Here is a 22,084-nt window from a genome sequence, read left to right on the forward strand (position 1 = left end):
ACCCGGCGTCCGTGAACTCCCTGTCCTCGACCAGTATGTCAGACCACTTCCCGGGGCCGCATCCGTGAGCTGGCCTCACCGCACCCCCCTGCCTGAACCGGCCACCGAGCAGCCCGACTCCCTGTCCGGCTCTGGCGGCTCAGCTTCCAGCGGGCGGACCGTCCGGACGGGTGACCGAGGTTCAGACCACCCGCTCGACCTGTGGGGACCCCACAAGCGGTTCGTGGGAAAAAGGCCCCCGGCTCGCCCGGCCGACGCTGCCGGGTCCGCGACGGGACGGTCGCCCAGCGCCGAATTGGCCCTGGTTGCCGGACTTCAGCCCAGTGGGCGTCCGCCGTCCACCGGAAGAATGCAGCCGGTGCTGAAGGTGAGGTGTGTGACGGCGGCAAGCACGGCACGGGCGACCTCCTCGGGTCGGGCGATGCGGCCCAGCGGCGTGCGGGCGGTCTGGGCGGCGATCAGCTCGGTGGGCATCCGCTGGGCGTACTCGCCGTCCACCCAGCCGGGCGAGACGCTGAGCACCCGGATATCCGGCGCCAGCGCCCGGCCCAGGCTGCGGGTCAGCGAGTCGAGCGCGGCCTTGCTGGCACAGTAGGCGACGTTGCTGCCCAGCCCCGTCTGCCCCGCGACCGAGCTGATGTTGACGACCAGCCCGCCCTCTCCCTCCCGCAACAGCGGCGCGAAGGCCCGCACGCAAGCAAAGGCGCCGCGCACGTTCACCCGCAAGATGGTGTCGATCCACTCGTCGGTCAGGCCGTCCAAGTCCGCGTGCGGCACCGGCGTGGTCACCCCGGCATTGTTGACGAGCAGGTCGAGGCGGCCCTCACGCGCACGCACGCCCTCGGCGGCGGTCCCCAGCGTGGCGCTGTCGTCCACCCGGGTGAGCAGGGCGCGGTGTGCGCCCCTCCCCGGCAGGCGGGCCGCCAGCGCCGCCGCCCGCGCCTCGCCGCCCGCGTACCCGACCAGCACGGTGGCGCCCGCCCCGGCCAGCACCTCGCAGATCGCCGTCCCGATGCCGCCCGCCCCGCCGGTGACGAGGGCCACCCGTCCGCCCAGTTCGCCCGTCACGGCGGGGCCCCCCGCACGGTGCCGCGCCAGATCAGTTCGCCGGGGTGCAGGCGGGGGCCACCGTCCGGCCGTGGGTCGTCGAGCACGCGCAGGGCGTCCTCGATCATGGCCTCCAACGGCTGGCGGATGGTGGTGAGCTGGTACGCCACCCGCCCGGCCTCCTGAATGCCGTCGAACCCGATCACGCTGACCTCCTCGGGCACCCGGCGGCCCAGCAGGCGCAGGGCGTCCAATACCCCGATGGCAACGATGTCGTTGGCGCCGAAGATGGCGTCCGGTCGCTCCCCCGCCGCGTGCAGGTCGAGGGTCGCCTGCACCCCCCAGTCGTACTGAAAGGCGCGGGCGGGCGCGGCGACCGGGCTCAGGCCCGCCTCCGCCAGCCACCCGGCAAAACCCCGCAGGCGGTCCTGATGGGTGGACGTGTCGGGGTCGCCGCCGACGAAGGCGAGCCTGCGCGCCCCGCTGCCGTACAGAAGCTGTGCGGCCAGCCGTCCCCCGGCGTGGTTGTCGCAGGCGACCGAGAGCAGGTCGTGGCCGGGCAGACGCCGGTTGAACAGCAGCACCGGGACGCCGCCCCGGGCCACGTCCCCCAGGGTGGGCGGGGTGCTGGTCAGGCGCGTCGGGAAGACGATGGCGGCCTCGATCTGGTAGGCCCGCGCGGCGTCGAGCGTCTCCTGCACGTCGCGCCGGGCGTCGTGGGTGAGGAGCAGGGCCCGCTGCCCGCGCGCCTCCAGCGCCTGCGCCATCTGCGAGAGCGCCTGCGGGTAGAAGGGGTTGTGCAAGTCGCCCACGATCAGGGCCACGATCCCGCTGCGCCGGGTGGAGAGGCTGCGGGCAATCGCGTTGGGGTGGTAGCCCAGCCGCTCGGCGGCCTCCAGCACGCGGCGGCGCGTCTGGGGGCTGATGCGCGCTCCCGGCGTAAAGGCCCGCGACACCGCCGACTGGGACACGCCCGCCTCACGCGACACGTCGATGGACGTGACACGCCGGGGCGGGGCGGGAAGAGTCGGGGGCTGGGTCATGGGCTGTTCAGGATAGGGGGTGGGGCAGCGTCGCCGGGACAACTCTCAAGGAACTGCGGTCACGGGGACCGCCTCGCCGTACCGCTCGACCCGCAGGTCGGCCTGGCGCTGGTGACCTGCGAAGCCCTCCACACCGCAGATCACCGAGCAGTGTCTCCCGACGACCGCGCTGGCCCCCGCGGTCGCCCGCTGGTAGGTGACGGTCTTGAGGAACTTGCCGACCCACAGCCCCCCGGTGTAGCGCGCCGCGCGCCCCGTCGGCAGGATGTGGTTCGTGCCGATGGCCTTGTCGCCGTAGGCCACGTTCGTCTCCGGCCCGAGGAACAGCGAGCCGTAGTTGGTCATGTGCTCCAGGAAGTAGTTCGGGTCGCGGGTCAGCACCTGCACATGCTCGGAGGCGATCTCGTCGGCCAGGCGCACCATCTCCTCGTCCGAGTCGGCGAGGATGATCTGGCCGTAGTCGCGCCACGCCTGCCCGGCAACGTCCGCCGTCCTCAGCACGCCGAGTTGCCGCTCGATCTCGGGGACCACCGCCCGCGCCAGCGTCTCGGAGGTGGTCAGCAGCACCGCCGGGCTGTTCGGCCCGTGTTCGGCCTGCCCCAGCAGGTCGGTGGCGACCATCTCGGCGTCGGCGGAATCGTCGGCGATGACCAGGGTCTCGGTCGGCCCCGCGAGGAGGTCGATGCCCACCTGGCCGAACAGTTGCCGCTTGGCTTCCGCTACGTAGGCGTTGCCGGGCCCGACGAGCATGTCCACCGCCCCAATGCTCCCTGTCCCCAGCGCGAGCGCGGCGAGGGCCTGCACGCCGCCCATGATGTAGATCTCGTCGGCCCCGGCGAGGTGCATCGTCGCCACCGTGGCGGGGTAGGGCTGCCCGGCCTTGGGCGGGGTCACGGCGGCCACCCGGGAGACGCCCGCGACCTTCGCCGTCGCCACGCTCATGATGGCGCTGGCGACCATCGGATAGCGCCCGCCCGGCACGTAGCAGGCCACGCTGCCCACCGGCAGGACCCGGTGCCCCAGCGTCACGCCCGGCAGCGTCTCGACCTCCACGTCCTGAATGGAGGCACGCTGCGCCCGGGCGAAACGTTGCACCTGCTCCAGCGCGAAGCGGATGGACTCCAGGTGCTCGTCCGGCACCTGGGCGACCAGAGCCTCTATCTCGGCCTCGCTCAGCCGGAAGGACGGCGGATTCCACCCGTCGAACCGCTCCGAGAGTTCCCGCAGGGCCTCGTCGCCGCTGGCGCGAACGTCCTCGATGATGCCACGCACCGTCCCCTCGACCTCGGCGTGGACTTGGAGTTGGGTCTGGGCGCTCATGCCGGGTTTCAGGGTGCGGGCCATCGGGGCTCTCCTCTCGGGATGGGTGGCGGTCGGCTGGAGGTCAAGAGCTGGCTGGGGATGTGGACAGGACCTCCTGACCGCGCAGCTCCCGCACCACGGCGCGGGCCGCTCCCCCGAGCAGGGCGAGGTCGGACCCGGCGGTCACGAAGCGGTAACCAAGGTCCACCGCCGCACGGGCGAGGTCGGCGCCGGGCGTGAAGATGCCGGGGATGAGGCCAAGGCGCAGGGTGGCTTCGGCGATGCGGGCGACGACCGGGGCGACCTCGCCGTGCCGGAAGTCCAGGGAGGCGCGGCCCGTGAGGCTCAAACTCAGGTCCCCCGGACCGACGTACACGCCGCTGAGGCCGGGCGTGCCCAGGATGGCGTCGAGATTCTGGACGGCCTGCGCCGTCTCGATCATGGCGAACACCAGCGTCTCCCGGTCGGCGCGCTCCCCGTAGTCCTCGCCGTACACCAGCCGGGCGCGGGTGGGGCCGAAGCTGCGCCCGCCCTGCGGCGCGTACCGGCAGGCGTGGACGAGGGCGCGGGCCTGCGCGGGCGTGTCGATCATGGGGCAGATCACCCCGGCGGCCCCGGCGTCCAGGGCCCGCATCAGGTCGGGCGGGTGCAGCCAGGGCACGCGCACGAGCGGCGCGGCGGGCGTGCCCGCGATGGCCTCCAGCGTGGCGACGAGCCCGCCGTCCCCGATCAGGCCGTGTTGCAGGTCCACCGTCAGGCTGTCGTACCCCGCGCGGCCCATCACCTCCGCGCTCACCCCGCCGGGGAGGTGCAGCCAGCCATTGAGCACGGTCTCCCCGGCGAAGAGACGGCCCTGAAGGCGTGAGAGGGCGTCAGGCATGAGCCACCGTGTTGAGCGTGTCTGAGACGGCATCCGGAGCATCCAACGGAAGGTAATGCCCCGCTTCCGGAACGATGCGGACGGAGGCATGGGGGGCGAACGAGCGCAGGTCTTCCGCGAGGCGAGGCGGCGTGACGGTATCCTCCGCGCCGACGAGCAGCGTCAGCGGCCCGGTGAAGCGGGCGACATCGGCGCGGCTGTCCGGGCGGGACCGCAGGAGGCCGAGCTGTTCCAGGTAGACCTCCGGCCCCACCCGCCGCGCCATCTCCAGCACAGCCCCGCGATTGGGACCTGCGCCGCCCGCCAGGGCTTCCGCCACCTCCCCGAAGTGCCCGGCGCGAACCTGGCGTTCGTGGGCCGCCCACGTCTCCAACTGAAGCGGCGTGGGCGCGTGCGGGTTGGCGCCCAGCAGGGTGAGACGGGCGAGCCTCTCCGGGGCCCGGCGCAGCACCTCGAAGGCGACGATGGCCCCCAGCGAGAAGCCCACGAGGTGCACCCTCCCTCCGGTCGGCAGCGTAGCCAGAACGCGTGCGGCGGCCTCCGGCAGCGAGTCGCCACGCACCATGTCGAGCAGGCACGCCCCCTTCGGCAGGGCCACACCCGCCCACAGCGCCGCGTCACACAGCGTGCCCGGCACCAACACCGCTCGCGGCTCGCCGGTCACGGCGCTACTCGTCCCCGAACTGCCGGCGCATCTGCCCTTCGAGTTCCGCGAAGTTCCCCGGCTTGATCATCTTGCCCCGTTCGTCGGCCTCGAAGCCGTGCTCGCGCGCCTTGCGGATGACCTCGGGCGCCCAATAGGGGTCCTTGCCCCCGTAGACCTCGTGCTTTTCCAGCACCGCGAAAATCCAGCTTTCGCCCTCGTCCACGGCCTCGAAGCCGCGCCAGAGCCGGGGCGGCAACGTCACGTAGTCGAATTCCCCCAGGATCGTCTCGCCATCCACCCGGTCCTCGTGCTCGCCCCAGTAAAAGCGCCAGCGGCCCCGCAGCGGCAGGAAGGACTCGATGTAGTCGTGGGTGTGGTAGGCGGGCCCGTTGCCCTGCCGGGCGCGGACCATACCGATCTGAAAGCCGTGGGGCGTGGTGATCAAGGGCGCGTAGGCGTCGTTCTCCGAGGCCGTGTCGCCGATGATCGCGTAATTGTGCCGCTGGTGCCCGGGAATGATGCTGTCGATAAACATCAGCGGCACGGCGCGCGGCTTCAGGTCGGCAAATCGCACCACGTTGCCGGTCATCGCCCCGAGGTCCTCGGCGGGTCTGGTGTTCGGGCTGGAAGTCATGCGGACTCCTGGGGGAAGAGAGAGGGCACCGTGTCGACGGGACTTCGGGAAAACCAGCTCGGGGCGGGGACAAGGGCCGTGGACCGTCGCTCACCGGCGGCGACAGATTGCATACGTATGCGCACCGTACTCCCGAGGTCGAGCGCCGTCAAGGAGGGGCGGGGAGGAGTCCCGGTTCGTCGCCTCCCTGGCGGAGCGGGCGTAGGGCACACGGGGCGAATTTCTGGAAAACATCCACCGGCACACCACCTATCGGGAACAGCGAGAAGGCAGCGGTCAACATGCTGTCCCGCTGTTTTACCTGCGACCGCAGAATCGGGGGCAGCTCCAGGAGAGTGAAACTGTGAAGGACTTGACAAATTCTCACGGCCGTGCTTACGATGTGCGCATACGTATGCAAAGGTAGAGGAGGTGCATCGTTCGCCCGTCGCCGGTCGTTCCCTGGGCGCGGCGATCCTGGCAGAGCCGTCCTGAGACCTGCGATTTGCCCTGACCCCCGTGGCCGACCGGCTGCCCGGCGACCTCCGCCGAAGCTCAGACGCGGCGCCGCCTTTGTCCGCATCCTGTTTCCGGTCACGACCAAGCGAGGAGAGACGACAGATGGACCATGCACGAAAGGCAGTTCGGCAGCGGGTAGGCCTGGCCCTCGGTCTGACTGGGGTGATGGGGTTCGGGTCGCTGGCGGTTCAGGCTCAGAGCGCGACCACCTACGGTCTGAAACCCGGCAAGCCCTACGCCGGGACCCAACTGAGGTTCTTGATCTGTTGCGCCACGGCCGGGCAGTTCGCCCAGATGATCAAGCTCACCGGCGAGGGCAGCGAGTTCCAGCGGCTGACCGGCATCACGGTCAAGTGGGACAACACCCCCTACGAGGCGTTGCAGCAAAAGATTCTGGTGGAGGCCACCACGGGCAGCACCTATGACGTGGTGGCCTGGGTGGACGCCTGGGGCGAGGCCTTCAAGTCGCAGCTCCTGCCTCTGAACAGCCGGATCGCGGCGGACAAGATCAACATGCGGGATTACCCGGGCGCCTATGTCGAGGCGTCCTCGGACGCGGCGGGCAACGTCGTCGGGCTGCCCTTTCGCGGCCACCCGCTGGTGCTGTTTTACCGCAAGGACATCTTCGACGAGCTCAAGCTGCCGGTCCCTAAAACGTGGCAGGACGTGATCCGGACAGCGACCACCATCCAGCAGCGCAAGCCGGGCATGACGGGGCTGTCCACGATGTACGGGGTGCGCTCCGGGCAAAACCTGTTCAACTGGGTCAGCATGGTGTGGGGCAACGGCGCCGACCTCCTCGACAAACAGGGACGCCCGGTCTTCAACGGCCCCAGGGGCGTGCAGGCCACCCAGGTCTATATCGACATCCTCCGCAAGAACAAGGTGACCAACCCCGCCGCCACGACCTTTGCGGAGCCGGAGTCCTCCACCGAGATCCTCCAGGGCCGGGCCGCCATGTGGGTCGGCTGGTGGTGGTACTGGGCCCGCTTCTCCGACCCCAAGGCGGTGACCCCGGCCGTGCTGAACAACATCGGCTTTGCGGCGGCGCCGGGCTGGGCGGGCGGCAAGACCCAGAACTACGCCCTGATCTGGCCGCTGGGGATCTTCAAGAACTCCAAGAACCCCGACGCCGCCTGGGAATTCGTCAAGTACGTCACCAACACCGACGTGCAGAAGAAGGTGGCCGCCAACCGCTCCGTTCTCGCCGAGGCGGACAACACCATCGTGACTTTCTCGGGCATGAACGACGCCAGGGTCAACGCGGCCAACGGCGGGATCCCCCGGGTCGGCGCCCAGGTCCTGCGGACCGCCCGCACCCTGCCGCAGGTCAAGACCTGGGCCGAGATTCAGAGCGTGCTGGAGATCGGCATCAACGAGATGGCGACGGGCGCCGCCGTCAAGCCCACCCTCGACCGCATGGCCCGCGACGTGGACGCCATTCAGAAGCGCGCCGGTTACTACAAGTAGAGCCGCAGGCCGGGCCTGCTTCACCCGGGGGAGGCCCGCCACCAGGCGCTGGCCTCCCTCCGCCGCCGAGGTGCCCCGTATGGCTGTGCCCCAGACCACCTCCACCGTTCCCGCCGCCGCCCCGCCGCGCGCCGCGTCCCGCAAGTCCCGCCGCAGCGGCGGCCTGCGCTGGACAATGCTCCTGCCCGCCCTGCTGGTGATCGGCGCGACCGTCCTCTACCCGCTGCTGGCGTCCTTTCTCACCTCCTTCCGCGACTGGCGCCTGATCTACTCGCCCACCCCCGGCCCCTTCGTGGGCCTGAGCAACTACACGCGGGCGCTGACCGACGCGGGCTTTCTCAACAGCCTGGGGGTCAGCGGGCTGTACACACTGATCTCGGTCACGCTGACCCTGTGCATCGGCCTGGGCATCGCGCTGCTGCTGTCCAAGCCCACGCGGCTGAATATCTTCGCGCGCACGCTGCTGATCTTTCCCTTCGCGGTGGCGCCGGTCCTCAAGGGCTACAGTTGGCGCTTCATGCTCAACCCCGAGTACGGCGTCTACGCCAAGGGCATCGGCGAGGTCTTTCCGCCCCTGAAGGGCTACCTGTGGCTGGGCAACGAGTTCAGCGCCCTGCTCGCCATCGCGTTCTCGGAGATCTGGGGCTGGGCGCCCCTCTTCGCCCTGATGTTCATCGGCGCGCTGGGCGCCATTCCCTCGGAGGTGAACGAGGCCGCGCGGGTGGACGGCGCCTCGGCCTTCCAGGTCTTTCGCCGGATCACCCTGCCCCTGCTGGCCCCGGTGATCTACGTCGTGGCGCTGCTCAAGATCATCTCGGCCCTCAAGATGTTCGACCAGGTGGCGATCATGACGGCGGGCGGGCCGGGCGACTCCACCCAGACGCTGTATTTCTACGTCTACCAGGTGGCCTTCCGCAACCTCGACCTGGGCTACGCCTCGGCGGTGTCGTACATCCTCGTGCTGATCATGGCGCTCTTTTCGACCCTGTACGTCCGCAAGTTGCTGAGGGGAGACTGATGCAGGGCACCCTTGGGCTCACCGATCCCGCCCGTGGCCGCAAACGCCTTGTGGCCGCCGCCGAGGTGCTGGGTACGCTGGCCGTGATCTTTTTCGTGGCGTTTCCGCTGGTGTGGATGATCCTGGCGGCCTTCAAGACCGAACTCGACGTGTACTCCACCCGGCTTTTCTTCCAGCCCACGCTGGACAACTTCCGGGCGATCTTCGCCAACCCGATCCTGCTGGGCTCGCACCTGTGGGTCAGCGCGCTGGTGTCGTTCCTGACCGTGGCGCTCACCGTCCCGCTGGGGGCGGCGGCCTCCTACGTCCTGTCGCGCCACCGCTTTCGGGGCCGCGACACGCTCTTTTTGCTGATCCTGGTGACCCAGTTCGTCCCGGCGGTCGTGGTGGCGATTCCCTTTTTCACGCTGTTCCGCACGCTGGGACTGATCGACACGCCCTGGGCGCTGGTGATCGTGTACCTGTCCTTTACCCTGTCCTACGCGATCTGGATGCTGCGCGGCTTTTTCGACGCGCTGCCGGTGGAGATCGAGGAGGCGTCCTTTATCGACGGCTGCAACGAACTCCAGACCCTGCGGTACGTGACGCTGCCGCTGGTGTTGCCGGGGCTGCTCGTCGCGGCGGTCTTCGCCTTTATCTCGGCGTGGAACGAGTTCTTCTTCGCGCTGATCCTGACGCGCTCCGAGTCGCTCACCCTGCCGGTCGCCATGCAGACCATCTCCGGCCCGCGCGGCCCGATGTGGGAGCAGGTCGCGGCGGCGGGGCTGGTCGTCATGGTGCCCATCCTGGTGATGTCGTTTTTCATCCGCCGGTACTTCGTCGAGGGCATCACCGTGGGGGCCGTGAAGTGAGGGGAGGGGCCGTGTCCCGGGGTCCGGGCCGCCAGTCATGAGCCGGACCACCTCTCCCCGCCAACCCACTGCGCCGAACTCCAAATCTTCCACCCGCCGAACGAGGAAGCGTATGACCGATGCCCTGCCCCTCCCCCCCGTGTTCGACTTCGCCGACCACCCCGACATCGCCGACTTCGAGCGGGCCGCCGACACCGGAAGACGGCAACCGCTCGCGGGCTTCGACCCGGACTACACCGATATTGTCGACTACATCGTCCGCTGCACCCACAAGATCTGGGAGGAGAAGGGCGTCGGCCTGATCTACACCCACTACGGCCACAACGCGCTCGTGCACTACTCCAGCGGGATCATGTACGGGCGCGAGGGCATGGTGGTCAATACCCTCCAGCGTCAGGCCGCCTACGCCGACCGCCGTGCCTACGCGGACGACGTGATCTGGAGCGGCGACGAGCAGGGCGGCTTCTACACCTCCCACCGGGTGTCGAGCATGGGCACGAACACCGGGTACACCGAGTTTGGGCCGCCGACCGGGCGCAAGATTCAGCGGTGGGGCTTCGCCGACTGCTTCAGCGTGCGGAACCGAATCGTCGAGGAATGGCTGATGAGCGACGCCATCACCGAGCTGCGCCAGATGGGATACGACCCCGTGCGGCTGGCCCACGCCTCGGTGCTGCCCTGGAGCCCGCACACCCACGGCGAGGTGGACCGCCTGCCGACGGGGCAACAGGCGCCGGAGTTCCATGACGTGCCCAAGGCGGAGGACAATCCGCAGGCCTTTGTCCGCGCCGTCCTGCAAAACCTCTGGAACGCCCGTCTCGTCAACATGGTGCGGGCCCACTACGCTCCGGGGCATGTGGCCTTCGTGCCCGACTCGCGCAAGCTGTACGGGTACGGGGACTACGAGAACTTCGTCATCACGTTGATGGCATGCTTCCCCGACCTGGCGCTGACCATCGACCACCAGTGCGCGCTGGGTGACGAGCGGCGGGGGTACCGGGTCGCCACGCGCTTCACATTGCAAGGGACGCACGAGGGGTACGGGCCCTACGGTGCCCCGACTGGACGGCGCATCTTCCTGATCGGCGGCTCGCACCACCTCGTCCGGGGAGGCAAGGTCGTTCAGGAGTGGACGCTGTTCGATGAATTCGCGCTGCTCAAGCAACTGTACGGGCGCGTGGAAGGACCGGCGTGACCAACTCGACCGATCAAGCGTTCGAGCGCCGCAGCATCGAGGAGTACATGGCGCAGGCCGGAACGGGCCGCCGCCAGGAGCTGCGCGGCTTCGAGGCCGACTACACCGACATCGTGGATTACATCATCCGGTGCACGCACAAAATCTGGGAGGAAAAGGCCGTCGGCCTGATCTACACCCACTACGCCCACAACGCCATCGTGCATACGGCAAACGGCACCGTCTACGGGCGCGAGGCGGTGGTGCGCAACACCCTCCAGAACCAGGCGATGTGGGGCGACCTGCGCGCCTATGCCGACGACGTGATCTGGACGGGAGACGACCGGCAGGGCTTCTACACTTCGCACCGGGTCTTCGACACTGGCACCCACAGCGGGTACAGCGAGTTCGGGCCGCCGACAGGTCGCAAGATTCAACGCTGGGGCATCGCCGACTGCTTCATCCTGGAAAACCGGATCGTCGAGGAGTGGGTCACGCACGACGGCAGCGCGGAGTTGCGCTGCATGGGGCTGGACCCGTTGGCCGTGGCGAGGCGGATGGTGCTGGAGGCCGAGCCGTACACGCATGGTGAGGTGGACCGGCTGCCGACGGGGCAACGGGCGCCGGAGTTCCATGACGTGCCTAAGGCGGAGGACAATCCGCAGGCCTTTGTCCGCGCCGTCCTGCAAAACCTCTGGAACGCCCGCCTCGTCAACATGGTTCGCGCCCACTATTCACCGGGCCATGTTGCGTTCGTCCCTGGAAACCGGAAGCTGTACGGGTACGGCGATTACGAGAACTTCGTCATTACTCTGTTCGCCTGCTTCCCCGACCTGGCGCTGACGATTGACCACCAGTGCGCGCTTCCGGCCTCCGGTGGCTACCGGGTCGCCACGCGCTTTACGTTACAAGGGACGCATGAGGGATACGGGCCCTACGGCGCCCCGACAGGCCGCCGCTTCACCCTGCTCGGCATGAGCCACCACATCATCCGGGACGGCAAGGTCACCCAGGAATGGACGGTGTTCGACGAGTTCGTCTTGCTCAAGCAACTCTACGCGCGGAGAGGGGGTCTCGGTGTCAGCGGACCAGATTTCATCGAAGCCAGCCCCTGAGCCCGAGGAACGTGCCCGGCTCACGGTGGAGGAGCGCGACCTAGGGCCCCAGATGGCTCCAGTCGTGGCCGGGCGGCGGCAGAGCTTAGAAGGTTTCGACGCCGACTACACCGACATCGTAGACTACATCATCCGGTGCACGCACAAAATCTGGGAGGACAAGGCCGTCGGCCTGATCTACACCCACTACGCGCACAACACCCCGGTCCACCTCTCGGACGCCGAATACTACGGGCGTGATCAGGTGGTCGAGAACACCGTGCGGACGCTGGCGGCCTTTCCCGACCTGCGCCTCTTCGGCGACGAGGTGATCTGGAGCGGCAACGACCGGGACGGGTTTCACTCCTCGCACCGGGTCACCTGGAGCGGGCACAACCTCGGCCACAGCATCTACGGGCTGCCGACAGGGAGGCGGGTGCAGCGCCGCGAGATCGCCCACTGCGTCGTGCGCCGAAACCGCATCGTGGAGGAGTGGGTCGTCCACGACGAGACCGCCCTGATCCGCCAACTCGGGCTGGATGAGGTCGAGCTGGCCCGCACCCTCGCGCGGAGGGAGGCGGAACTGGGGTGGCCGGGCCACGGTACGCTCGTCGGCGAGGTGCCCCGGCTGCCCGGCCAGGGACACCCGCCCGTCCACCTCGACGGCGACCCGCGTGACCCGGACGCGCTGCCCGGCCTGCTCTACGGGCTGGTCTGGAATGCTCGGATGCTCAACTACCTGACCGAGTATTACGCGCCGGGCGCCGTGGTGTGGGTGCCGGGAAATCGCCGCCTGGAGGGGCACGGCGACCTGACCGCCTACGTGCTGGGGCTGCTGGCGGCCTTTCCCGACGGGGCGATGAGCGTGGATCATGTCGCCTGGATCGGCAGCGAGGCGCAGGGGTACAGGGTGGCCGCGCGCTGGACCTTCCAGGGCACCCACGGCGGGCCCGGACCCTACGGCCCCCCCACCGGGCGGCGGGTGCGGGTGCTGGGGATCAGCCACTTCGAGGTGCGCGGCGGGCGCATCGAGCGCGAGTACATGGTCTGGGACGAGTTCGCCCTGCTCAAGCAGGTGCACCGGCCCGGGTGAAAGGACCCCAATGGAGTATTTCAAGCAGGCCGCCCCCCAAGCTCCTTCTGTCAATCAGGAAATCCGCGATACGGTCTCCTCCATCCTCTCCGACGTGGAGCGCGAGGGCCTGGCCGCCGTCCGCCGCTACAGCGAGCGATTCGACGGCCACAGCCCGGAGTCGTTCCGCATGACGCCCGAGGAGATCAGCCGGGTCACCTCGGAGGTTGAAGATTCCGTGGCCCGCGCCATCGACTTCAGCCTGGAACAGGTGCGGAACTTTGCCGGGTTGCAGCGCCGGACGCTGGTGGACTTCGAGGCGGAGACGCTGCCCGGCGTGACCATCGGGCAAAAGCAGATTCCGGTGAACGCGGTGGGCGCCTATATTCCCGGCGGGCGCTACCCCATCACGGCAGCCCCGGCAATGACGATTGGGGTGCCGAAAGCGGCGGGCGTGGCGCGGGTGGTGGCCTGCGCCCCCGTGCAGCGCGGGACCGGGCGCATCAACCCCGAGCAGCTCTACGGCATCGTGCAGAGTGGAGCTGACGAGGTGTACACCATCGGCGGGGCGCAGGCGATGGCGGCGATGGCCTTCGGGATGGAGGGCAGCCCGCCCCTGGAGGCGGTGGACATGATCGTCGGTGCGGGCAACGCCTACGTGGCGGAGGCCAAGCGCCAGCTCTTCGGGGTGGTGGGCATCGACCTGCTCGCCGGGCCGACCGAAATCTGCATCCTGGCCGACGACTCCGCCGACCCGGAACTCGTGGCCGCCGACCTGCTGGCCCAGGCCGAGCACGGGGTCAACTCGCAGTCGGTCCTGATCACGACCTCGCGGGACCTGGTGGAGGCCGTTACGCGCGAGATCGAGCGGCAACTCGCCGCCTTGCCCACCGCCGACGCCGCCGGGCCCTCGTGGCGTGACTACGGCGAGATCATCCTGGTCGAGTCCGACGAGGAGATGGCGCGGGTCTCCGACCGGGTGGCCTCCGAGCACCTGGAAGTGCAGACCCGCGACCCCGATTGGTTCCTCGCGCGGCTGACCAACTACGGCTCACTCTTCCTGGGGCGGAATGCCGCCGTGGCCTACGCGGACAAGGGCATCGGCACGAACCATGTGCTGCCCACCAGCCGGGCAGCCCGCTACACCGGCGGCCTGTGGGTGGGCAAGTTCATCAAGACCGTGACCTGGCAGCGGGTTGGGGACGCCGCGAACGCGACGGTCGCCCCGCCCTTCATCACCATGGCCGACACCGAGGGGATGGTCGGCCATGCGGACTCCATGCGGCTGAGACTTCGCGGGGCGTCAGGGGACTGATGAGGGCCCTGCCGCTGGCCGCCGTGCAGGAGGCCCCGTGCCCGGTGGCCGCGCCAGTGGGTGTGTTCGCCGGGCACGTGCAGGGGCTCATGGCGGCCTTCCCGCAGACCCGGCTGGTCGTCTACCCCGAACTCCACCTGTTCGGGACCGTTGGGCCCCTGAAACGGGAGCTGCTGCTGGACGTGGCCGAGCCACTCAGCGGCCCGCGTATGAGGGCCCTGGGAGACCTGGCGGGCGACCTGGGCGTGTGGCTCCTTCCGGGCAGCGTGTGCGAGCGGGGCCCGGGGGGCGAACTGTTCAACACCGCCGTCGTCCTCTCGCCGGAGGGGCGACTCGCCGCGTCGTACCGCAAGGTTTTTCCCTGGCGACCCTACGAGCCCTTCGACCCGGGAGACCGCTTCGTGACCTTCGACCTGCCGGGGGTCGGGCGGGCTGGGTTTTCCATCTGCTACGACGCCTGGTTCCCCGAAGTCGCCCGGCACCTTGCCTGGATGGGCGCGGAGGTCGTGCTCAACCTCGTGAAGACGACGACCTGCGACCGGACCCAGGAGGTGATCCTGGCGCGGGCGAACGCCATCGTCAATCAGGTGTTCGTGGTGAGCGTGAACTGCGCGGGCCCGGTCGGAACGGGGCGCAGCCTGATCGTGGACCCGGAAGGGATGGTCCGGGCCGAGACGGTTGGGGCTGAGCAGACCGTCCTGACCGACGTGCTCGACCTCGACCACATTCCGCGCGTTCGGCAGTACGGCACGGTGGGGCTGACCCGCCCCTGGGAGCAATTCCGGCCCGGCGACCCACCGCTGCCGCTGCCGCTGTACGGGGGAAGGATCGACCCGGAACAGTGGCATCCCGACCGGCGCCCCGCAGCGGAGGAGGTTCAGGTGGTCGAGGGACGTGCCGAGTGAACGGGGCGGGCCCTCTCTCCCGACCTCGGCTCGACCGCGCCCCCAACGGAGGAACGCCGTGACCCAGGAGCCCAACCCCATGTTCGACTTCGCCGACCACCCGGACATCGCCGATTTCGCCGCCGCAGCGAACACGGAGCGGCGTCAGGACCTCGGGAATTTCGACCCCGACTACGTGGACATCGTGGACTACATCGTGCGCTGCACCCACAAGATCTGGGAGGAGCGCGCGGTCCACCTCATCCACACGCACTACACCCATAACGCGCGGGTGCATACCTCGGGCGGCCTCACGACCTACGGCTCGGCGGCGGTCGTCCGCAACACCCTGCGCAGTCAGGCGGCCTACAGCGGCTCGCGCTCGTTTGCCGACGACGTGCTCTGGGGCGGCAACGCGGCGGACGGCTTCTACACCTCCCACCGCATCTTCACGGTGGGGGTCAACACCGGCGACACCGATCACGGCCCCCCCACCGGACGCCGCATCGGGCGCTGGATCATCGCCGACTGCAAGATCAGGGACAACCGCATCTACGAGGAGTGGCTGGTGAGCGACCACAGCGCCGAGTTGCGCCAGCTCGGCTATGACCCGCTGCATCTTGCTCGGACGAGCGCGCCCGTGCAGCCGCTTCCGCCCGGCGACCCCACCGGAGAGGACGGACAGTATCCGCCCACCATCCTCGCGCTGCCCTCCCCTACCGAGCCAGAGGCGTTCGTGCGCGCCCTGCTGCACAACCTGTGGAACGCAAGGATGCTCAACCTCGTGCGCGCCTGCTATGCCCCGGGGCACGTCGCCTGGGTGCCGGGAGGGCGGCAACTGTACGGACAAGGCGACTACGAGGGGTTCGTGCTCGGGCTGATGGCGCAGTTCTCCGATCTGCGGCTGAGCGTGGACCACGTGTGTGTGCTGGGCAGTGCCGAGCGCGGCCACCGCGTCGCCACCCGCTGGACGATGCAGGGCACGCACGACGGCCCCGGGCGGTACGGACGGCCCACCGGGCGGCGGGTCCGAATGCTGGGGATCACGCACCACGAGCTTCAGGGCGGGCTGATCCGTCAGGAGTGGACCCTGTTCGACGAGTTCGCGCTGCTCAGGCAGCTTCATGCCCCGCTGGCGACGGAGCACGCGCCGGACGTGGCCCAGCTTGCGCCGTCGGCCACCGAGGAACCGACCCTGCCGTGAGGAGACACATGGACAGGGCCTGCGACTGCATTGTGCTCGGGGCGGGGGGTGTGGGGGCGAGCGCCGCCTATCACCTCGCGCGGCGGGGGCGCCGGGTGTTGCTGCTCGACCAGTTCACCATCCCGCACGACCGGGGCTCCAGCCACGGCCACTCGCGCATCTTCCGCCTCGCGTACGATCACCCCGACTACGTTCACCTCGCCCGCCGCGCGTTGGAGCTGTGGCGCGAACTGGAGGAAGTCTCCGGGCAAACCCTGCTGACCCTCACGGGTGGCCTCGACCTCGGCCCCGGAGAGGTGCCGGGCCTGCGGGCCGTCGAACGCAGCCTTCGTGGGGCGGGCGCGGAGATGGAACTCCTGGATGCCGGGGAGTTGATGCGCCGTTTCCCCCAGTGGCGCGTCCCGGACGACTGGCGGGCCGTCTACTCGCCCGACGCGGGCATCGTCAACCCCACGCAGACCGTCGAACGGCTCGTGGCCCTGGCCCGTTCGGAGGGGGCCACCGTGCTGGAGGACACCCCGGCGCTGGACCTCGACCTCGCCGACCCGGAGGCGCCGGTCGTCCACACGACGCGCGGAGCTTTTGGCTGCCGCCGCCTCATCGTCGCTGCGGGCGCCTGGCTGCCGGTGCTCGTGCCGGACCTCACGCCGACCCTGCGCGTCACGCTGGAGACGACGGCCTTCTTCCGGGCGCGGAACCTAGGTGCCTTCCAGCCTTCCCGCTTCCCGGTGTTCATCGGGCACGCGCGGCCCGGGGAGGCGGAAGTGTACGGTTTCCCGGCCTTCGGGCTGCCCGGAGTGAAGATCGCCGAGCACATGCAGGGCCCGGCCACGACCGCCCGGACCCGGAGCTTCGAGGTGGACGGCAAAACCCTCGCGCGGCTGGGAGCCTACCTGGAGCGCCATCTCCCCGGGGCGGCGGGCGCGGTGATGCAGGCCACCACCTGCCTGTACACGACGACTCCGACCGAGGACTTTCTGCTCGACACGCACGACGCCGTGGTTCCGGACGGCTCGCCCTCGGTGCTGCTCGCCTCGCCGTGCAGCGGCCACGGGTTCAAGTTCGTGCCCGCCCTTGGTGAACTGATGGCCGACTGGGTGGACGGGGTGCCCCACCCACTGCACTTCGGGCGCTTCCGGGCGGGGCGGGCGCTGGCTCAGGGGCGGGCGATCTCAGCGGGATAATGACGAGGGGACGAGGGCGACGCACCCTGCACCCTCCTCGCGCCGCCTATGAGGCTTCCCGGGAGACGCCATGTCCTACTCCATCACGCTGGGCCACCGGCACTACACCTTCGCGGACCTCCGGAGCGTGCTCGCCTGCGCCACCCCGGCCCGCTCAGGCGACGAGCTGGCGGGGTTGGCCGCCACGACCGCACACGAACGGGTGGCCGCCCGGTACGTCCTCGCCGGACTGCCCCTGCGCCTTTTCCTCGAAGAGCCCCTCATCCCCTACGAGGCCGACGAGGTGACCCGGCTGATCGTGGACACCCACGACGCGGCGGCCTTCGCACCCGTGGCGGGGCTGACGGTGGGCGAGTTCCGCGACTGGCTGCTGAGCGAGGAGGCGACCCCGGAGGTCCTGAGCGCCCTCTCCCCTGGCCTCACCCCCGAGATGGTCGCCGCCGTGAGCAAATTGATGCGCAACCAGGACCTGATTCTCGTCGCGCGCAAGTGCCGGGTGGTCACCGCCTTTCGCACCACGCTGGGGCTGCCGGGCCACTTCTCGATGCGGCTGCAACCCAACCACCCCACCGACGATCCCCGGGGCATCCTGGCCTCCACCATCGACGGGCTGATGTTCGGGATCGGGGACGCGGTGATCGGCGTCAATCCGGCGCTCGACAGCGTGGCCTCGACGGTCCGGTTGCTGCACCTTCTCGACGACCTGAGGACCGGCCTGGAACTTCCCGCCCAGAGTTGCGTGCTCGCCCACATCACGGCGCAGATTGCGGCGGTGGAGGCGGGAGCGCCCCTCGACCTGATGTTCCAGTCGGTCGCAGGGACGCAGGCGGCGAACGCGGGCTTCGGGGTGGACCTGGCCCTCTTGCGGGAGGGGCACGACGCCGCGCGGTCGCTGAACCGCGGCACCGTCGGGCACAACGTCATGTACTTCGAGACCGGACAGGGAAGCGCCCTCTCCGCGAACGCGCACCACGGGGTCGATCAGCAGACCTGCGAGGCGCGGGCTTACGCGGTGTGCCGCGCGTTCTCGCCTCTGATCGTGAACACGGTGGTGGGCTTTATCGGGCCCGAATACCTGTACGACGGCAAGCAGATCGTCCGCGCGGGGCTCGAAGACCATTTTTGCGGCAAGCTCCTCGGGCTGCCGATGGGCTGCGACGTGTGCTAGACCAACCACGCCGAGGCCGACCAGGACGATATGGACACGCTGCTCACGCTGCTGGCGTCGGCGGGGCTGACCTTCGCCATCGGGGTGCCGGGGGCCGACGACATCATGCTGAACTACCAGTCCACGAGCTTCCACGACGCCTGGTACGTCCGCCAGCTCTTCGGCCTGAAGCCCGCGCCCGAGTTCGGGGAGTGGCTGGAGCGCCTGGGGATCGCGCGGGGGGAACGGCTCCTCCCACCCGACCCGGCCAGGACGCGGCGTCTGCTGAGCTGGGGTGACCCGTGAGCGGAGACCGGAACCCTGTCGTCACCCCCTCGCCGTGGGAGGAGTTGCGCGCCCACACCCGGGCCCGCATCGCGCTGGGCCGGGCCGGGCACAGCCTGCCCACCCGCGAGGTGCTGGCCTTCGGCGAGGCGCACGCCGGCGCCCGGGACGCCATCCACACCCCGGTGGATTTTGCTGGGGTGGAGGCCGTGCTGACGGGGGCCGGGGTGCCGCACCTCCACCTACAAACTGAGGCGGACAGCCGCGCAACTTACCTGCGCCGCCCCGACCTGGGGCGAACGGTGGGAGAGGCGGCGCTGGACCTTCTGCGCCCGCACGCCGGAACGTATGACGTGGCCCTCGTCGTCGGCGACGGGCTCAGCGCCTCCGCCGTCCGGGAGAGCGCGCCGCCCTTTCTGCGGGCGCTGCTGCCTGAACTCGCGGGCTACCGCCTCGCGCCCGTGATCCTCGTGCAGTTTGCCCGGGTGGCCGCCGCCGACCCCATCGGGCAGGGGCTGGGCGCCCGCCTGACCCTGATGGTGCTGGGAGAACGGCCCGGGCTGCTCACCCCCGAGAGCCTGGGCGTGTACCTCACCTACGGGCCCCGGCCGGGCCGCCTGGACGCCGAACGCAACTGCGTCAGCAACGTCCACGCGGGCGGCCTGGAGGCGGCGGTGGCGGCCCGCGCCACGCGGCAGCTCGTGCAGGCCAGCCTGGGGCAGGAACTCAGCGGCGTGAGGCTGCGCACGGAAGCGGCGCTGCCGAGGGGACCGGAGGAGACGGCGGACGCTCTCCCATTCCCGGAATCGTCCGGCCCGTGACCGCTCGGCGGACCGAACCCCTCCTGCGACCTGTGGCCGCCCGCATTCCCGACCTGCGCGCGGCGCCGTCTGCCCCGCACGGTCCGCTTCATAACGACCGGTTTTCTCCCACACCCGATCACGGGCCACGGATGTACGCCGTGGCGGTCGGAACAAGGCCCACCTGAACCCCTGCACGTCCGTCACGCTGCCACGGGCCGACGTTCGGGGGTGGCGCCCACCCGGAGGCTGCCCCCAGCGCGGCCCTCATGGGGCCCGCCCCCACGCACCGACCAGCGCCATCAGCATCACGGACCCCGTTGCCCGGGTGGCGACGGCGACACAGGGTCTCGATTCCGATCTGATCGGCCGTCGCCAGGCCAGCAGAGCTGATCCGCGGGGCCATCGGGCGGCGTTCCCGCTGGCCGACTCGGCTCCGCTTCGGGGCCCTGCCCCCCCCGCCGTGAACGGCCTGTTCACGCCCGGGACACCGGCGGGCGCCTAGCCTGAGCGCACTCCGCCCCCGGCCAGAAGGTGACTGGGGAAAGCGGCGGGAGACCACGAGCGTGGAAGGGAGCACAGCATGATCAGGACGAAGCACATCACGAGCGGAGGCTGGCGGACCGTGGAATCCTTCTGGAACGCCCAGGGAACGGCGTTCTTCCGGGCCCCCGCCGGGGCGAGGATCAAGGTCCGGTACGGCGTCGGGTTCCTGGGATTCGACGGCCAGGAGCAGGGGCTGGACGGTCAGAGCATCAAGAAACTCAAGGTGGGCACCGGCTCCATCGCGCGCGCCCGGATGCAGGTCAAGGTCTCGCAGAGCACGGACATCACCTATGACGTGTATCCGGGCGGGGTCGCGGTGACCACCCCGGACTTCCAGTTCTAGGCGCCGGATTCCTCCCGGGAGACGGCTGCCGAACGCCCCGGTGACGGGTGCTCCCCGGCCATCCGACCCGCCGACTCGTCAGGACCACCGCCCGGCTGCGGTGAGGAGGAATGCCGATGAAGGGTCCACGCACCGCGCTCGCCCTGCTGAGCCTCACGCTGCTGGCGGGGGGCTCCGGGCTGGCCTTCGACACCGGCCACCACGCCGACCTGACCCGCGAGGTTCTGGGCGAATTCGGGATGAACGACACCGCGATCCGGGTCGCGCAGGTCGAGAACTGGCTGGTGGACTACTACTCGTCGAGCCCTACCGCCTTCGGGGAGGTCGAGCGGGCCGCCGCCAAGCTCCACGCCGACAACCTGTTCTCGCGGGAGGCGGTCACGAACTACTGGGACCGCTACACCACGAACGCCCGCAGCGCCTTCCGGGAGGCCGCGCGCACCGGCAACGCCCGGCAGGTGCTGGCCCTGCTGGGGATGAGCCTGCACACGGTGCAGGATTTCTACTCGCATTCCAACTGGGCGGAGCTGCACCTGCCTCCCGCCGGGGTGGACTACGCCACCGTCACGTGGTTCGACGCCTCCGCCGCGCAGCGCGAAGGGGTGAAGACGGGCAAGGCGAGCACGAGCGGCGACACCACCCAGACCCCGCACGGCGGGTACATCTCCGGCATGAACCACGATTCTTACGTCCGCCCGAACTGGGATCGCGCCTACGTCCTCGCCTACGCGGGCGAGCGGCAGTGGGTCAATCAGGTGCGGGCCTGGGTGAGCGAGGTCGACCCGGCGGTGTGGGAGAGGGCCCGGACGCTGACCCTGGAGGGCAAGTACCTCAGCCGCCTGAACAGCGACCACGACGCGATGTACCGCATCTCCGAGTGGGTGAAGTCGGGCGGCGAGGACGGGCACTGGAAGGGCAACGGCAGCGGCGCGAGGTCGGACTTCCTGGCCTACTCGGCGGCGTGGGTGGCGTTCACGCTCGACTCGGTGTTCGTGGAGGACTTCAAGGACCGCCGGTGGCACGGGCTCCTCGCGGGCGGGCGGGGCGACGCCCTCGACCTGAATGTGAACGCGCCTCCCCCGGCGCCCGCCCCGGCCGTCGCCCGCCTCGCCCTGAACAAGCGGGCCGTCCTCCTCAGGACGGTGGCGGCCCGCGACCTGAACGGCGCCGACCGGACCCTGGGCCTGGGGGGCGACGCGGACCTGTACGCGCGGGTCAGCGTGAACAACCAGGAGTTCGTCGAGGCGATGCAGCTCGACCGCGAGTCGATCCGCCCGGCCTGGACCACCCTGCGGTTCGTGGACGCCGACCTCCCGGTGGTGGCCGTCCACTACGAGCTGTGGGACGAGGACGGCCCGGGGCGCGGCGACGACGAGCATCTGGACGTGCATCCCGACGGGCGCTTCAAGAACCTGGACTTCTTCTACAACATGAACACTCGCCGCCTGGGCGGCATCGGCATCGACGGGGTGTTCGACTCCCCCGCCCGCCCCCTCGTCACGCGGGGCACCGCCGACGACCGCGCCCGGCTGACCCTGTTCGTGACGACGAAGACGCTGGCCCGGACCCCCGTGCGCCGCCCTCCCGGCGATGGGCCCCTGCCCCTGCCTCCCCTGCGGGAGACCCGCTAGCTGCCCTGTGGGTCGG

Annotated in this window: 19 protein-coding genes and 1 pseudogene; 14 read left to right on the forward strand and 6 right to left on the reverse strand. The window is 69.9% G+C overall.

Features of this window, described 5'->3' with window-relative positions; genetic code table 11:
• Positions 1 to 315: 315 nt before the first annotated feature.
• From IC605_RS06760 to IC605_RS06785, 6 genes are read right to left on the reverse strand one after another with little or no spacing between them, the layout of a single operon-like run.
• On the reverse strand, positions 316 to 1,068 hold the full coding sequence (locus tag IC605_RS06760) for an SDR family NAD(P)-dependent oxidoreductase (protein WP_216320749.1): 753 nt from the start codon (positions 1,066 to 1,068) through the stop codon (positions 316 to 318).
• A complete protein-coding gene (locus IC605_RS06765) occupies positions 1,065 to 2,090 on the reverse strand; it encodes a LacI family DNA-binding transcriptional regulator (protein ID WP_216320752.1) in 1,026 nt (341 codons plus the stop codon). The genes IC605_RS06760 and IC605_RS06765 overlap by 4 nt, the downstream gene beginning before the upstream one ends.
• 45 nt (positions 2,091 to 2,135) lie before the next feature.
• The gene (gene hisD, locus IC605_RS06770; protein WP_216320755.1) at positions 2,136 to 3,434 is read right to left on the reverse strand and encodes a histidinol dehydrogenase; all 1,299 of its coding nucleotides are present in this window, start codon (positions 3,432 to 3,434) and stop codon (positions 2,136 to 2,138) included.
• A gap of 40 nt (positions 3,435 to 3,474) precedes the next feature.
• Entirely contained in the window at positions 3,475 to 4,272 is a 798-nt protein-coding gene (locus IC605_RS06775; RefSeq protein ID WP_216320758.1) for an HpcH/HpaI aldolase family protein, read from the reverse strand.
• Positions 4,265 to 4,936: an alpha/beta fold hydrolase gene (locus tag IC605_RS06780; protein WP_216320761.1), complete on the reverse strand. Its 672-nt coding sequence runs from the start codon at positions 4,934 to 4,936 to the stop codon at positions 4,265 to 4,267. Before IC605_RS06780 ends, IC605_RS06775 begins: the two co-directional genes overlap by 8 nt.
• 4 nt (positions 4,937 to 4,940) lie before the next feature.
• On the reverse strand, positions 4,941 to 5,552 hold the full coding sequence (locus IC605_RS06785) for a cupin domain-containing protein (RefSeq protein WP_216320763.1): 612 nt from the start codon (positions 5,550 to 5,552) through the stop codon (positions 4,941 to 4,943).
• A 600-nt stretch (positions 5,553 to 6,152) separates the two neighbouring features.
• Here IC605_RS06785 and IC605_RS06790 point away from each other — a divergent pair.
• The 14 genes and pseudogenes from IC605_RS06790 (at position 6,153) to IC605_RS06855 (ending at position 22,068) form a co-directional block, all read left to right on the forward strand.
• A complete protein-coding gene (locus IC605_RS06790) occupies positions 6,153 to 7,520 on the forward strand; it encodes an ABC transporter substrate-binding protein (protein WP_216320766.1) in 1,368 nt (455 codons plus the stop codon).
• Positions 7,521 to 7,599: 79 nt separating this feature from the next.
• Complete coding sequence (locus tag IC605_RS06795; protein WP_216320769.1) at positions 7,600 to 8,538, forward strand: carbohydrate ABC transporter permease; 939 nt, start codon at positions 7,600 to 7,602, stop codon at positions 8,536 to 8,538.
• On the forward strand, positions 8,538 to 9,389 hold the full coding sequence (locus tag IC605_RS06800; protein WP_216320771.1) for a carbohydrate ABC transporter permease: 852 nt from the start codon (positions 8,538 to 8,540) through the stop codon (positions 9,387 to 9,389). The genes IC605_RS06795 and IC605_RS06800 overlap by 1 nt, the downstream gene beginning before the upstream one ends.
• Before the next feature lie 112 nt (positions 9,390 to 9,501).
• The gene (locus IC605_RS06805; protein WP_216320774.1) at positions 9,502 to 10,584 is read left to right on the forward strand and encodes a nuclear transport factor 2 family protein; all 1,083 of its coding nucleotides are present in this window, start codon (positions 9,502 to 9,504) and stop codon (positions 10,582 to 10,584) included.
• Positions 10,581 to 11,678: an ester cyclase gene (locus IC605_RS06810; protein ID WP_343216528.1), complete on the forward strand. Its 1,098-nt coding sequence runs from the start codon at positions 10,581 to 10,583 to the stop codon at positions 11,676 to 11,678. The genes IC605_RS06805 and IC605_RS06810 overlap by 4 nt, the downstream gene beginning before the upstream one ends.
• Before the next feature lie 52 nt (positions 11,679 to 11,730).
• Entirely contained in the window at positions 11,731 to 12,750 is a 1,020-nt protein-coding gene (locus tag IC605_RS06815) for an ester cyclase (protein ID WP_216320777.1), read from the forward strand.
• A 10-nt stretch (positions 12,751 to 12,760) separates the two neighbouring features.
• On the forward strand, positions 12,761 to 14,044 hold the full coding sequence (hisD, locus tag IC605_RS06820; protein ID WP_216320779.1) for a histidinol dehydrogenase: 1,284 nt from the start codon (positions 12,761 to 12,763) through the stop codon (positions 14,042 to 14,044).
• Positions 14,044 to 14,949: a carbon-nitrogen hydrolase family protein gene (locus IC605_RS06825; RefSeq protein WP_246580503.1), complete on the forward strand. Its 906-nt coding sequence runs from the start codon at positions 14,044 to 14,046 to the stop codon at positions 14,947 to 14,949. Before hisD (IC605_RS06820) ends, IC605_RS06825 begins: the two co-directional genes overlap by 1 nt.
• Before the next feature lie 58 nt (positions 14,950 to 15,007).
• On the forward strand, positions 15,008 to 16,132 hold the full coding sequence (locus IC605_RS06830) for a nuclear transport factor 2 family protein (RefSeq protein ID WP_343216529.1): 1,125 nt from the start codon (positions 15,008 to 15,010) through the stop codon (positions 16,130 to 16,132).
• Positions 16,133 to 16,140: 8 nt separating this feature from the next.
• Positions 16,141 to 17,316 (forward strand): N-methyl-L-tryptophan oxidase, encoded by a 1,176-nt coding sequence (solA, locus tag IC605_RS06835; RefSeq protein WP_216320782.1) that lies wholly within the window; start codon positions 16,141 to 16,143, stop codon positions 17,314 to 17,316.
• A 70-nt stretch (positions 17,317 to 17,386) separates the two neighbouring features.
• Positions 17,387 to 18,769, forward strand: a pseudogene (locus IC605_RS06840) (ethanolamine ammonia-lyase subunit EutB).
• Positions 18,766 to 19,569: an ethanolamine ammonia-lyase subunit EutC gene (gene eutC / locus IC605_RS06845; protein WP_216320785.1), complete on the forward strand. Its 804-nt coding sequence runs from the start codon at positions 18,766 to 18,768 to the stop codon at positions 19,567 to 19,569. Before IC605_RS06840 ends, eutC begins: the two are co-directional and overlap by 4 nt.
• Positions 19,570 to 20,131: 562 nt before the next feature.
• Complete coding sequence (locus tag IC605_RS06850) at positions 20,132 to 20,437, forward strand: hypothetical protein (protein WP_216320788.1); 306 nt, start codon at positions 20,132 to 20,134, stop codon at positions 20,435 to 20,437.
• Between the two features lie 116 nt (positions 20,438 to 20,553).
• Entirely contained in the window at positions 20,554 to 22,068 is a 1,515-nt protein-coding gene (locus IC605_RS06855) for a hypothetical protein (protein WP_216320792.1), read from the forward strand.
• The last annotated feature ends 16 nt before the right edge of the window (positions 22,069 to 22,084 follow it).

Source organism: Deinococcus aestuarii (assembly GCF_018863415.1).
Lineage (GTDB): Bacteria > Deinococcota > Deinococci > Deinococcales > Deinococcaceae > Deinococcus > Deinococcus aestuarii.

Bases quoted from the DNA above. Each gene is read 5' to 3' on its own strand.
- IC605_RS06765 (WP_216320752.1), bottom strand. From the start codon at position 2,090: ATGACCCAGCCCCCGACTCTTCCCGCCCCGCCCCGGCGTGTCACGTCC.
- hisD (WP_216320755.1), bottom strand. From the start codon at position 3,434: ATGGCCCGCACCCTGAAACCCGGCATGAGCGCCCAGACCCAACTCCAA.
- IC605_RS06775 (WP_216320758.1), bottom strand. From the start codon at position 4,272: ATGCCTGACGCCCTCTCACGCCTTCAGGGCCGTCTCTTCGCCGGGGAG.
- IC605_RS06785 (WP_216320763.1), bottom strand. From the start codon at position 5,552: ATGACTTCCAGCCCGAACACCAGACCCGCCGAGGACCTCGGGGCGATG.
- IC605_RS06790 (WP_216320766.1), top strand. From the start codon at position 6,153: ATGGACCATGCACGAAAGGCAGTTCGGCAGCGGGTAGGCCTGGCCCTC.
- IC605_RS06795 (WP_216320769.1), top strand. From the start codon at position 7,600: ATGGCTGTGCCCCAGACCACCTCCACCGTTCCCGCCGCCGCCCCGCCG.
- IC605_RS06800 (WP_216320771.1), top strand. From the start codon at position 8,538: ATGCAGGGCACCCTTGGGCTCACCGATCCCGCCCGTGGCCGCAAACGC.
- IC605_RS06805 (WP_216320774.1), top strand. From the start codon at position 9,502: ATGACCGATGCCCTGCCCCTCCCCCCCGTGTTCGACTTCGCCGACCAC.
- IC605_RS06815 (WP_216320777.1), top strand. From the start codon at position 11,731: ATGGCTCCAGTCGTGGCCGGGCGGCGGCAGAGCTTAGAAGGTTTCGAC.
- hisD (WP_216320779.1), top strand. From the start codon at position 12,761: ATGGAGTATTTCAAGCAGGCCGCCCCCCAAGCTCCTTCTGTCAATCAG.
- IC605_RS06825 (WP_246580503.1), top strand. From the start codon at position 14,044: ATGAGGGCCCTGCCGCTGGCCGCCGTGCAGGAGGCCCCGTGCCCGGTG.
- solA (WP_216320782.1), top strand. From the start codon at position 16,141: ATGGACAGGGCCTGCGACTGCATTGTGCTCGGGGCGGGGGGTGTGGGG.
- IC605_RS06850 (WP_216320788.1), top strand. From the start codon at position 20,132: ATGATCAGGACGAAGCACATCACGAGCGGAGGCTGGCGGACCGTGGAA.
- IC605_RS06855 (WP_216320792.1), top strand. From the start codon at position 20,554: ATGAAGGGTCCACGCACCGCGCTCGCCCTGCTGAGCCTCACGCTGCTG.